Origin of the sequence: Nostoc sp. (assembly GCF_036917775.1) — a bacterium.
Taxonomy (GTDB): Bacteria; Cyanobacteriota; Cyanobacteriia; order Cyanobacteriales; family Nostocaceae; genus Nostoc.
The window spans coordinates 46,285-60,255 of sequence record NZ_JBALEQ010000158.1 but is presented as its reverse complement, the minus strand read 5'-3'; the positions used below and the strand labels follow the sequence as shown (position 1 = coordinate 60,255).

Here is a 13,971-nt window from a genome sequence, read left to right as displayed (position 1 = left end):
GCTTAGTCTAGGTTTTAAGAGAAGTTTCTTGATTTACAAAGACTCTATCCTCTTACCCTTAGTAATGTCTTAACCAAGAAAAAAGGATTTTAGGTAATTAAAATGGACGAAATCGCTAAAAAACTTGCTGGTCTGGGTCTTCCTGGGATAATTCTCGTGATTTTAACAGTTACATCAGCAGGTAGTAATGCTGCTATTGTTGCTGCCCTCACAGCAGTAGGAGGCCCATTCGGCATCGTTGGAGGTATAGGTTTACTTGGTCTAATAACGGTTCTAGGTGATACTGTAGCGGGATATGGAATTGAAGCTGTTCTCAAGGCTGTCTATACAGAACGGAGTAAAACCGAATCTGTAAGATATCTTCTAAAAGAAATTAAAGATTTACCCATTTCAGAGGAGCTAAAACTCAAACTGAAAAATCACCTTAGCCCAGAAACTGTTACTGAGGTAGAAGATGTTCAACCACAAACAATTGAAATTGTCGAGGAATAATTTCACTGCTTGCTGCATTGTTGAAATCTCAGGAAAAATGCTAATAAATTAAGTGCGATCGCGCTTAATTTATGTCAAACAAAATTAAATGGCCTCTGAGTCCGATCGCACCTGATTAAACCCTCAAAGGCCATCCTTAAAATAATTTTTATAAAATAATTAGGTTTTTCAAAAGATAAATTTGATGCGCTTCTGAAAAAGATCAATTTTCATTCTTCAATGTTGAGCTTATGTTTAAACAATGTGTTCATCAATTATTTGAAGCCCAGGTGGAGCGAACTCCACAGGCTGTAGCTGTGGAATATGGGCAGAAGCAACTGACATACCAAGAATTAAATATTAAAGCTAATCAACTCGCCAATTATTTACAAAAATTAGGGGTAGAATCTGAGGTTTTAGTCGGAATTTACCTCGATCGATCGCCAGAGATGATTGTCGGTTTATTAGGTATTCTCAAAGCTGGAGGAGCATATATTCCCTTAGATCCCGCCTATCCGGCCGAACGATTGAGCTATATGGTACAAGATGCTCAAATCTCTGTGCTAATAACCCAGCAAAAATGGTCTAGTTTAATATCTGACTATTCAGGACAAGTAATTTGTTTAGATAGCCAACAAGATGAAATTTTTAACCAGAGCGATATTGACGGCGGGCAAAGCCAACACAATTTAGTTAATGTAGTACAACCCCATAATCTGGCTTACGTCATCTATACATCGGGGTCAACCGGAAAACCCAAAGGGGTAATGATTGAACATCAATCATTGGTAAACTTTACCCAAATAGCGATCGCTCAATACAAAATCTCTGCAAGCGATACCATTCTTCAGTTTACCTCAATGAGTTTTGATGTATCCGCAGAAGAAATATATCCTTGCTTGAGTTGTGGTGCAACTGTTGTGCTACGAACCGAGGAAATGGTGAGTTCCATATCCTCATTTGTAAAACAATCTCAAGATTGGCAAATAACTATCTGGGATTTGCCAACAGCTTACTGGCATTTAATAGTAAATGAATTAGTCACTAGTCAAATAACATTACCCAAATCATTACGCTTGGTGATTATTGGCGGGGAACGGGTGCTAGCAGAAAAAGTTAAGATGTGGCTCAAATGTGTAGGGAATTTCCCTGAGTTGATTAATTCCTACGGCCCCACTGAAATTACTGTTGCAGCTACAATTTGTACTTTATCAAATTTGAGCTACACCCAACTAGAGGCAATAGAAATACCGATTGGCAAACCAATGGGGGACAATATCCAAGTCTATATATTGGATCAAAACCTTCAACAAGTCCCGACTGAAGTAATAGGAGAAATATATATTGGGGGTGCTGGACTAGCACGGGGCTATTTAAACCGTCCAGAATTGACAGCAGAAAAATTTATTAAAAATCCTTTTGATAATTCAATATTATATAAAACTGGTGACTTAGGACGCTATTTAGCAGACGGCAACCTAGAATTTGGGGGGCGGATTGACGATCAGGTAAAAATTAACGGCTTCCGCATTGAGTTAGGAGAAATTGAATCTGTCATCAATAAACATCCCCAAGTATCTCAAAGTATAGTCATTGTTCGTGAAGACACTCCTGGCAACAAACGTCTGGTGACTTATGTTGTCCCCTACCAAAAGGCGGAAATTAACTGCACAAGCCTGCAAAGCTTTTTGAAAAACAAGCTACCCAGCTATATGGTGCCAAGCGTCTTTGTTTCTCTAGACGTTTTACCTCTCAACCCCAATGGGAAAATCGATCGCCAAGCACTTCTCGCTCCCACTTTCACACGTTCCAACCTCGAAAAACCTTTTATCGCCCCTCGTAATGCCCAGGAAGAAACTCTTGCAAGAATCTGGTGTCAGGTTTTCGGGTTAGAACAGATTGGAGTCGATGACAATTTTTTCCATCTGGGTGGTCATTCCCTAATCGCTACTCAAATTCTGTCTCGGATACGCGATATTTTTCAAGTTGAGCTATCCTTTGGGCAACTTTTAGAAAACCCAACAATCAATGATTTAATTAAGATTATTGTCCAGCAACAGCAATTAAAACAGTCATCCCCTTTAGCGAAAATTCAGTCAATTTCACGGGAGGGTTACTTACCTGTTTCTTTTGCCCAAGAGCGGGTATATTTCATTGAGCAATTAGCCCCCTCAATGAGCGCTTACCAATTTCAAGAGAGTTTGCGTTTCAAGGGATATTTGAATATATCTATCCTTGAACAAAGTCTGGGCGAAATTTTGCGCCGTCATGAAATCTTCCGCACCACGTTTCCGGCAGTAGAAGGAAAGCTGGTACAAGTAATCCATCCTCCTCAACCTGTTGTTTTACCTGTTATCGACCTACAAACTGTTCCCAAATATAAGCAGGAAATCGAAATAGAAAGATTAACCGATGAGGCAATTAAAAAGCCTTTTGATATTAGTCAATTGCCCTTAATCCATTGGACATTATTAAAATTAAGTAACGAAGAATATGTGTTAGTTCATGTTGAACATCACATGGTACATGATGGTTGGTCATTCAATTTATTTTTGCGAGAATTATTAACAATATATCAAGCCTTTTCTGAAGGTAAACCGTCCCCCTTAGCTGAACCCTCACTACAGTTTGCAGATTTTGCCCATTGGCAGCGACAGTGGGTATTAACAGAGCCAGCACAAGCTCAACTGGACTATTGGAAGCAAAAATTAGCTGGCATTCCACCCTTATTAGAATTACCTGGCGATCGGCCGCGACCAGTCGAGCAAACTTACCAAGGCGGAATGCTGAGAATGGAACTTCCTCTTCATGTCTGCGAAGCCCTGAGAAACATGGGTCGTCGAGAAGGGGTAACGTTATTTATGAGTATGTTTGCGGTTTTCGTAACCATGCTCTACCGCTACACAGGACAAGAAGACCTTTGTGTGGGGTCTGGGGTAGCTAATCGCCGTTGGCGGGAGACAGAAGGGTTAATTGGTATGATTGTCAATAACATCGTTCTACGCACAGATGTTTCTGGTAATCCCACCTTTCGAGAACTTCTGGCTCAAGTGCGTCAAGTCACTTTAGAAGGTTATGCCAACGAAGACTTACCCTTTGATAAGGTAGTAGAGGCACTTAAACCAGAGAGGAATCTGAGCTATAATCCTCTATTCCAGGTGATGTTCAGCTTCCATGATGCTCTTTTACCTGATTTGAATCTACCTGGATTGACCATTAAACAGCATGAGGCACTCAACAATAAATCAGCCAAATTCGATCTTGATGTTGTCGTTATGCCTCGTTCTGAGCAACGGGTAGGGCGCAATTTTAAAGATGAAGCCAAAGGAATAGAGACACAGGGTATAACTCTGGTTTGGGAATATAACAGTGACCTATTTGATGCCGCCACCATCGATCGCATGATGGGACAATATCAAACATTGGTAGAAGGGATTGTCGCTAACCCCGATCAACGAATTTCCCAATACCCTCTACTAACACCAGAGCAGCAGCATCAGTTATTAGTTGACTGGAACGACACTAAAACAGCTTATCCCGAAGGGAAATGTATTCATCAATTATTTGAAGAACAGGTAGAGAAGACCCCAAATGCAGTAGCAGTAATCTTTAAGGAGCAAAAACTTACCTATCGGGAATTGAATGAACAAGCTAACCAACTCGCTCACTATCTGAAGAGCTTGGGAGTAAAACCAGATTGCTTAGTGGGAATCTGCATTGAGCGCTCTTTAGAGATGATAGTGGGACTATTAGGAATTCTCAAAGCTGGTGGAGCATATCTCCCCTTAGATCCCGCATATCCAGCCGAACGATTGAGCGATATAGTCAACGATGCTCAAGTGCCAATTCTGGTAGCGATGCAGCAATGGGCGACTGTGGAAGCTGAACATCCCCTGAAAATGGTTTGTTTAGATACTCAAAAGGCGTTGATTTCGAGTCAGAGTCAAGAAAATCCTGACTATGAAGTGGCAGCGAATAACTTAGCTTATGTTATCTATACATCAGGTTCCACAGGCAAGCCCAAAGGGGTGCTGGTTGAACATCATTCATTGGTGAATTTTACTCAAAGTGCGATCGCCAAATATAAACTAACAGAGTGCAATGCCTACGACGGGCAAAGCCAACGCGTTCTTCAATTTGCGTCAATTAGTTTTGATGCCGCCGCCGAAGAAATTTATCCCTGTTTAAGTAGCGGTGGGACACTGGTGCTGCGTACCGATGAGATGTTGAAATCTGTCTCAGCCTTTGTGCAGCAATCAAAAGATTGGGAATTGACAGTATGGGATTTACCAACAGCTTACTGGCATTTGCTAGTAAGTGAATTAGCCAACGAGAATTTATCATTACCTGATTCACTACGACTGGTTATTATCGGCGGAGAGCGAGTGCTACCAGAAAAAGTTGCTATGTGGCATCAATTGGTGGGCAATTATCCTCAGTTGGTTAATAGTTATGGGCCGACTGAAGCCACTGTGGTGGCAACCTTATCTGATTTGTCAGAAAACGCTCTCAATCGTCAGGAAGTATCTATTGGAAAACCTATTAGTAATGTTCAAGTATATGTGTTAGATAAATATTTGCAACCCGTTCCCATTGGAGTACCAGGGGAACTCCATATTGGCGGTGCGGGTGTAGCACGGGGTTACTTGCACCGTCTAGAATTGACCGCAGAAAAATTTATTACTAATCCTTTTGAGAAATTAGAAGGTAGTAAATTATACAAAACTGGGGATTTAGTGCGTTATCTACCTGATGGCAATCTAGAATATTTGGGACGGATTGATTCTCAGGTGAAGATTCGCGGTTTTCGGATTGAACTTGCTGAGATTGAAACCATCTTAAATCAACATTACCAGGTCGCTCAGGCTGTCGTTATTGTCCGTGAAGATATCCCTGGAAATAAGCGTCTCGTTGCTTATGTAGTTGGAAATCAAAGACAAGTTCAAATTGATGAAATTCGCCAATTCCTCAAACAGAAGTTACCCCCATATATGGTTCCTTCTGCCTTCGTTATATTGGATCGGCTACCGATTACCCCTAACGGCAAATTAGACCATCGTGCTTTACCTGCCCCAGATCCTTCAGACAGAAATTTAGACTTAGGAGTTGCTGTTCCTCGGACTCCGACAGAAGAAAAGTTAGCGGCAATTTGGGCTGAAGTATTGAGACAACCAAATATTAGTATTTACGATAACTTCTTTGAATTAGGTGGCGATTCGATCATCAGTATTCAGATGATTTCTAAAGCAAATCTTGCCGGGTTACAGTTAACTCCAAAACAACTGTTTCAATATCAAACCATTGCTGAGTTAGCTACCGTTGTCGGCACAACCCGTCAAATTAAAGCTAATCAGGGGTTAGTTACTGGTTCAGTACCGCTAACACCGATCCAACATTGGTTTTTTGAGCAAAATTTACCCGATGCTCACTACTTTAACCAGTCAGCCTTGCTAGAAATTGCATCAGAAACACGACCGGAGTTATTAAAGCAAGTCTTGCAACAATTATTATTGCATCATGATGCACTGCGATCGCGCTTTGCACGTCTCCCCTTCTCTACGAGACGCTACGCGAAGGGAGAATCGCACTTTGTCCTAGAAACGAATCTCCTGCAACAAATTAATGATGCACCACAAGAAACAGTGCCTTTCACCATTGTGGATTTGTCGGAATTTTCTCCAGAAGCACAACAAATCGCAATTCAGACAAAAGATGCTGAACTTCAAGCTAGCCTGAATTTAGCATCAGGCGAAATTGTACGATTTGTATTGTTTAATCTGGGGATGAATCAACCAAGTCAGCTACTATTTGTTATCCATCACCTAGTGGTAGATGGTATCTCATGGCGAATTTTGCTGGAAGATTTGGCAACAGCTTATCAGCAAGTTAAGCGTGGCGAAGCAATCAAATTACCGCCCAAAACTACTTCTTTTCAAGAATGGGCAAATCGGCTACAAGAATACAGTCAATCAGAAGCCCTTTCGAAAGAAATTGATTACTGGTTATCTAACTTTCAAAGCGATATTGCTCCTTTGCCGATAGATTATCCATTAGCAAAAGAAAGCAATAGTTTAACCTCAACTAATTCTGTTACCCTCTTTTTAAATGAGGATGAAACCCGCATCTTACTTCAAGATGTACCATCTGCTTACAATACACAAATTAACGATATTTTGCTGACTGCGTTAGTACAAAGTTTTAGCCAATGGACAGGAGAAAAATCGTTAGTCGTTGATTTAGAAGGACATGGACGGGAAGACTTATTTGAAGATGTAGATTTATCCCGTACCATAGGCTGGTTTACTACCTTATTCCCTATCCAATTAGAACTGAGTTCTGTTGATCGCTTAGAAGATTTGAAATTAGTTAAAGAAAAACTGCGTCGCCTTCCTAAACACGGTATTGGTTATGGTATTTTGCGATATTTGCATCCAGATGCGGTAGTTAAAAATAAATTCCAGAAATTGCCTCAAGCAGAAAGTGCGGTCTTGGGTTCTACCCAAGAGGATCAACTTTACAAGAGAGCAGAAGTCAGTTTTAATTATTTAGGTCAATTTGACCAAGTACTATCTGCATCTGCAATGTTTGGATTTATCAAAGAGTGGAAATCAGAGCAGAGTAAGCGAGGAAATCGTAGCCATCTATTGGCAGTAAGCGGATTAATTCACTCAGGTAAGCTAGAAATAGACTTTGCTTATAGTGATAAAGTTCATAAAAAAGACACTATTGAAAGGTTGGCTTTTAAATATATGGAAGCATTAAGAAGCCTGATTGCTCAGTGTCAGTTAAAAGAGTCACAAGGCTATACTCCTTCTGATTTTTCTGCTGCCAAACTTAATCAAAAACAGCTTGATAAATTTATGGACAAAATCAAAAAAAAGAAAACCAAATAATATTAAGTTGTTTGCTAGTGGGCTATTGTAATTCATCTCCTAAATTTATGAAAGAAATTCTAATTAACTCTACTCAATCTATTGATGATTCTTCTGTTTTAACTGAGCAGGAGTTATACAAAATATTATTTGAATGGAATGATACAAAGGTAGATTACCCTAAGCACTTATGTATACATCAGTTATTTGAAGCACAAGTAGAAAAAACTCCCGACAGTATCGCTGTTGTATTTAAAGAACAACAAGTAACTTATCAAGAGTTGAACTACCAAGCCAACGAAATAGCACATTATGTACAAAGTTTGGGTGTAAAACCAGAGGTGTTGGTAGGGATTTGCGTTGAGCGATCGCTAAAAATGATTATAGGAATGTTGGGTATCCTCAAGGCAGGTGGAGCATACATTCCACTAGATCCAACCTATCCCAAAGAGCGTCTATCGTTTATGCTCTCAGATTCGCAAGTCCAGGTGGTGTTAACCCAAGACAAATTTGTTGAGGAATTGGCTACAAGTGGGGCGAAGTTGATTTGTGTGGATACTGACTGGGAATCTTTTCAGCGAGAGAGCCACGAGAATCTTAGTAGTGGGGTTACACCCGAAAATCTGGCTTATGTAATTTATACATCAGGGTCTACAGGAACACCCAAAGGCGTGCTACTCCAGCATCAAGGCGTGTGTAATTTAGTCCATGCACAAGTAAAGCTGTTTGATGTACAGCAAAATAGCCGTGTTCTCCAGTTTGCTTCTTTCAGCTTTGATGCTTCAGTTTGGGAAATTTTCATGGCTCTGTGTTCAGGAGCTAGCCTTTACATTGGAACTCAAGATTCCTTGCGCCCAGGAATAGATTTAATGCGAGTGTTGCACGAGCAATCAATAACTCACATTACACTTCCTCCCACAGCACTAGCAGCCTTACCGACTGCGGAATTGCCAAACTTGCAAACCCTCATTGTCGCCGGAGAAGCTTGTAATCCGAAGCTGATTGCTGAATGGTCAAAAGGGCGGCGCTTTTTTAATGCTTACGGCCCAACAGAATCAACAGTCTGTGCCACAGTAGCAGAATATACTGGCGACACTCAACTGACAATTGGTCGAGCGATCGCTAATACACAAGTTTATATCCTCGATAACCATCAACAACCAGTTCTGATTGGTACTCCTGGCGAATTGTATATTGGTGGCGACGGCTTGGCTAGAGGCTATCTGAACCGCCCAGAGTTGACTAAGGAGAGATTCATCGCCAATCCCTTCCAAAGAAGCAGAGGAGCAGGGGAGCAGGGGAGCAGGGGAGAGAAAAAAGACCAATCCTCAAATTTTGAACGTCTCTACAAGACTGGGGACTTAGCCCGCTTTTTACCAGATGGCAACATTGAATTTTTGGGGCGAATCGATCATCAGGTGAAGATTCGCGGTTTTCGGATTGAACTGGGAGAAATTGAGGCGCTTTTGAGTCAACACCCGGATGTACAGCAAGCGGTGGTAATCGCCCGTGAAGACATCCCCGGTGATAAACGCCTTGTTGCCTATATTGTGCTGAATCAAAAACTTGATGCGAGCGCCACTACCCTTAAACGCTTTCTTCAAGAAAAACTGCCTAACTATATGGTTCCAGCAGTCTTTGTGATTCTCGACTCCTTGCCCCTTACTCCTAATGGTAAAGTTGATCATCAAAATCTTCCAGCTAGCGATCGCTCACGCCCCGATCTCGAAGAAACCTTTGTCGCACCTCGTAACCCCACTGAAGAAACACTCGCAAGCATCTGGGCTGAGTTACTAGGACTTGAGCAGATAGGAATCAATGACAATTTTTTCAATTTGGGTGGTCATTCCTTAATAGCGGCTCAGATTCTTTCCCGCATCCGCGAGGGTTTCCAAGTCGAATTATTCTTTCACCATATTTTTGCCAATCCTACCATCGCGGGTCTAGCAGCGCTGATTGAACAGCACAGCCACCTTAAACAGCAGTTGCAACGTCCTGCTATAAAACCAATTTCACGGTCAGGATACTTGCCTGCTTCCTTTGCTCAAGAGCGAGTATATTTCATTCAAGAAGTAGCTCCTGAAAGTGCTGCATATCAAGCTCAGGTAACTCTGCGATTCACCGGGAAACTTGATGTGGCAGCATTAGAGCAGTGCCTCAGTGAGATTGTCCGACGGCATGAAATCTTCCGCACGACTTTTCCGGCAATAGATGGACGGTTATTTCAGGTAATCCACCCAGCCTCACCACTTAAGTTAACAGTAGTAGACCTCCAGACATTTCCTGAGTCTGAACAAGAAGCAGAAATTCAGCGCCTATTTGATGCAGAGGTGCAAAAGCCCTTCTACTTAAATCAACTGCCATTAGTTAGGTGGTTATTGTTGAAGTTGAGCGACCAAGATCATCTTTTGATCCACATCGAACATCACATGGTTCATGATGGCTGGTCTTTCAATAACGTTTTCTTGAATGAGTTCGTGGAACTTTATCAAGCCTTCTGTTTGGGTAATCATTCACCACTACCAGAATTAACACTCCAGTTTGGAGATTATGCCCATTGGCAGCGAGAGTGGGTTAAAAGCCAGGAAGCCGAAGCACAGTTAGCTTATTGGCAACAAAAGTTATCCGGCAGTCCGCCCCTATTGGAATTACCATCAGACCGCCCGCGACCAGCAGAACAAACTTACAACGGCGCTCAAGTCAGGGTAGAGTTGCCCATTAGCTTGTGTGAATCTTTGAGAGTTTTGAGCCGTCAAGACGGAATCACCTTATTCATGACGACGCTAGCGGCTTTTTTAGTAATATTGCACCGATACACCAGACAAGACGATCTCTGTGTGGGGACAGCTGTTGCCAATCGGCGGATGCGCGAGACAGAACAATTAATTGGCATGATCGTCAATAATTTGGTTTTACGCACCGATTTGTCTGGAAATCCCACGTTTCGGGAGTTACTGGGTCGAGTCCGCCAAGTCAGTCTGGAAGCCTTTGCTAACGAAGATTTACCTTTCGATAAGGTCGTGGAGGTTCTGAAGCCAATACGGAATCTGAGTTACAATCCCCTGTTTCAAGTGATGTTCAGCTTCCATGATTCTCCCCAGCCAGACTTAACTCTCCGAGGCTTGAACATCAAACCAAATGTAGCCCTCAGCAACAAATCAACAAAGTTTGATCTTGATGTCGTTCTGATTCCGCATCATGGTGCAGATAAGGGAATTACTATGATTTGGGAACACAACACCGACTTATTCGACGCTGCCACAATCCAGCAGATGGCAGAGCAGTATCAAACTTTATTATTGGGAATTGTTGCTAATCCAGAGCAGCGAGTTTCTGAATTACCACTGTTAACTCAGACTCAGCAGCAGTTACTGGTGGAGTGGAATCAGACTCACAGAGAGTATCCGTCTCAGCAATGTGTCCATGAATTATTTGCGGCTCAGGTGGAGTTAACGCCCGATGCTGTAGCTATTCAACAAGAAGGTCAACAGTTAACTTACCGCGAATTGAGCGATCGCGCCAATCAACTGGCACATTATTTACAAAGTTTGGGAGTCAAACCAGAAACCTTAGTCGGTATCTGCGTTGAGCGTTCTCCAGAGATGATTATCGCCTTACTTGGCATTCTCAAAGCTGGGGGTGCATACATTCCCCTCGACCCTGCCTATCCCGAAGAGCGACTGGCTGATATTTTCGAAGATACACAACTAAGCATTCTGCTGACTCAAGAAAGATTCCAGGGCAAATTACGAGATTATGCCGGAAAAACGATCTGTTTAGATACAGATTGGGAAATAATTGCTCAACACAGTACAGCCAATCCGATTACTAACGTTCAACTCCATAACCTCGCCTACATTATTTACACCTCTGGTTCCACAGGTAAACCCAAAGGGGTGATGATTGAACAGCGATCGCTAATAAATTTTGTCATCACTGCCACTCATGAATATGGCATTAATGCGGGCGATCATATTCTGCAATTTGCATCAATCTGTTTTGATACATCTATTGAAGAAATCCTACCTTGTCTTTTAGTCGGTGCAACGTTAGTGCTGCGAACCGAACAGATGTTGCACTCCAGCGATGAATTTTGGCGGTGTTGCCGAGAATGGCAGTTAACTGTTTTGGATCTTCCCACAGCCTATTGGCATCAATTAGTCGCAGAACTTACCCCTGAAGACTCCCGAATTCCCGAAAGTATCAGAATAGTGATTATTGGTGGGGAAGAAGTTCAACTCGAAAAAGTGAAGTGCTGGCACAGTAGTGTGGCTCACTTCTGGCATCCACCCCAATTACTTAATAGTTATGGGCCAACGGAAGCAACGGTTATAACCACCTTAGATCGCTTCACCCCATCAGCCTCCTCTGTTAGCATTGGACGACCGATTAGCAATGTTCAAGTTTATGTCCTGGATAAATATCTGCAACCTGTACCGATAGGAGTTCCGGGAGAACTGCACATTGGCGGAGCCGGATTAGCTAGAGGCTATTGGCAACGGACTGAACTTACCGCAGAGAAATTTATCCAAAATGCAAAATTGGATCGCCTCTACAAAACAGGAGATTTGGCAAGATTTCGCGCAGATGGCAATCTAGAATATCTTGGTCGAGTTGACGATCAGGTGAAAATTCGCGGCTTCCGCATTGAGTTAGGAGAAATTGAAACGGTGCTGAGACAACACCCACAAGTGTTTCAAACTGTGGTCATTGCTCGTGAAGACATTCCGGGTCAAAAGCGGCTTGTAGCTTATGTTGTACCGCACGAGCCGCAACCAACCACTGATGAACTGCGCCATTTTCTAAAAGCAAAGTTGCCTAATTATATGGTTCCTTCAGCTTTCGTGCAGCTAGAGACCCTGCCGATGACTCCGAACCGCAAGATAGACTATCGCTCCCTACCAGCCCCCGACCTCTCTCGCGGCGCAGAAGAGAACTTTGTTGCACCTCAAACCCCTACAGAAGAGAGATTAGCAGCAATTTGGTCGGAAATCTTAAGACTAAAACAAGTCGGCATCCACGACAACTTCTTTGAATTGGGCGGAGACTCCATTCTCAGCATTCAGGTAATTTCAAGAGCTAATCAAGCGGGTATCCAAATTGCCCCTAAACAGCTATTTCAGTACCAAACCATTGCTGAGTTAGCTGCTGTGGCAGGCATGACTCGCTCTGTCAAAGCCGAACAAGGATTAGTAACTGGCAAGGTGGCGCTAACACCTATCCAACACTGGTTTTTCGAGCAGAAATTGCCCGAACCTGATTACTTTAACCAGTCAGCACTACTGGAAGTTCCGCCAGATTTGCAACCAGAGCTATTGCAGCAAGTTGTACAAAAATTGTTAGTGCATCACGATGCTTTGCGTCTGCGGTTCGTACAAGAAGGGGAAAACTGGCAGCAGTTTAACGCCCCTACCCTAGAAGCTGTGCCATTTAGCGTCATCAATTTATCGCACCTATCGGCAGAAGAACAACAAACAGTAATGAAAGCGGCAGATGCTGAACTCCAAGCTAGTTTGAATCTATCGACTGGGGCGATCGCACGAGTAGTACTATTTAGGTTGGGCAACGATCAACCTGGTCAGTTACTGTTCATCATCCATCATTTAGCAGTAGATGGCGTTTCGTGGCGGATTTTGCTTGAAGATTTGGCTATGGCTTACCAGCAAATCAGCCGTGGTGAAACCATTAAATTACCAGCTAAGACAACTTCTTTTCAATATTGGAGCGATCGCCTCACAGAATACGCCCAATCAGAGGCAGTCACAGAGTTGGATTACTGGCTAAGTCAATCTAGTATTCAAGTTACAGCTTTACCAGTAGACTATCCTTCCCATAAAGAAAATAACACTGTAGCCTCAACTGCGTCTGTGTCACTTTCTTTAACTGAAGAACAAACCCGCGCTCTTTTGCAGGATGTATCCTCTGCCTACAATACTCAAATTAATGATGTGCTGTTGACTGCCCTAGCGCAAAGCTTTTCTCAATGGACGGGAGAACGTTCTGTGCTGGTTGATTTAGAGGGACATGGACGAGAAGACTTGTTTGAGGATGTGGATTTGTCGCGGACTATAGGCTGGTTTACTACCTTATTCCCCGTTCATTTGCAGCTAGAAGAAATTGACCATCCAGGAGAGGTTTTAAAGTTAGTTAAAGAACAACTGCGGCGCATCCCCAACCGGGGTATAGGCTATGGTGTTTTGCGATATTTGCACCCGGATCACACAATCCGCACGAAACTACAAGCGCTACCCCAAGCGCAAGTAAGTTTTAACTACCTTGGGCAATTCGATCAGGTGCTTAAGGCTTCTACCGCCTTGGGTTTGGCTCAAGAATTCAAAGCTGAACAGAATTTACTTAATCAGCGCAGCCACCTGTTAGGGGTAAGCGGATTCATTCGTGCAGGAAGCCTAGAGATGACTTGGGCTTACAGCGAGAAAATTCATAAACGAGACACTATTGAAGGTTTGGCCTTTGGATTTATGGAGGCATTGCGATCGCTCATTACCCACTGTCAATCCCCTGATGCGATCGGTCATACACCTTCAGACTTCTCAGCAGCGAGATTAAGCCAAAAACAGCTTGACAAATTTATGACCAAAATCAAAAAAAATAAAACGAAGTAGTCATT

The 13,971-nt window shown here is 42.7% G+C and carries 3 protein-coding genes; all 3 read left to right on the top strand.

The window, feature by feature from the left end:
- The first annotated feature begins 102 nt into the window (after nucleotides 1-102).
- The 3 genes from V7K69_RS31980 to V7K69_RS31970 all read left to right on the top strand — a co-directional run bounded on the left by V7K69_RS31980 (nucleotide 103) and on the right by V7K69_RS31970 (nucleotide 13,966).
- The gene (locus V7K69_RS31980; protein WP_335042161.1) at nucleotides 103-492 is read left to right on the top strand and encodes a hypothetical protein; all 390 of its coding nucleotides are present in this window, start codon (nucleotides 103-105) and stop codon (nucleotides 490-492) included.
- Nucleotides 493-722: 230 nt separating this feature from the next.
- Nucleotides 723-7,364, top strand: coding sequence for an amino acid adenylation domain-containing protein (locus V7K69_RS31975; RefSeq protein ID WP_335042159.1), 6,642 nt, complete (start codon nucleotides 723-725; stop codon nucleotides 7,362-7,364).
- A 47-nt stretch (nucleotides 7,365-7,411) separates the two neighbouring features.
- A complete protein-coding gene (locus tag V7K69_RS31970; RefSeq protein ID WP_335042157.1) occupies nucleotides 7,412-13,966 on the top strand; it encodes an amino acid adenylation domain-containing protein in 6,555 nt (2,184 codons plus the stop codon).
- The last annotated feature ends 5 nt before the right edge of the window (nucleotides 13,967-13,971 follow it).

What these genes read in the sequence shown, in the direction of transcription:
- V7K69_RS31980 (WP_335042161.1), top strand. Translation starts at nt 103, where the DNA reads ATGGACGAAATCGCTAAAAAACTTGCTGGTCTGGGTCTTCCTGGGATA.
- V7K69_RS31975 (WP_335042159.1), top strand. Translation starts at nt 723, where the DNA reads ATGTTTAAACAATGTGTTCATCAATTATTTGAAGCCCAGGTGGAGCGA.
- V7K69_RS31970 (WP_335042157.1), top strand. Translation starts at nt 7,412, where the DNA reads ATGAAAGAAATTCTAATTAACTCTACTCAATCTATTGATGATTCTTCT.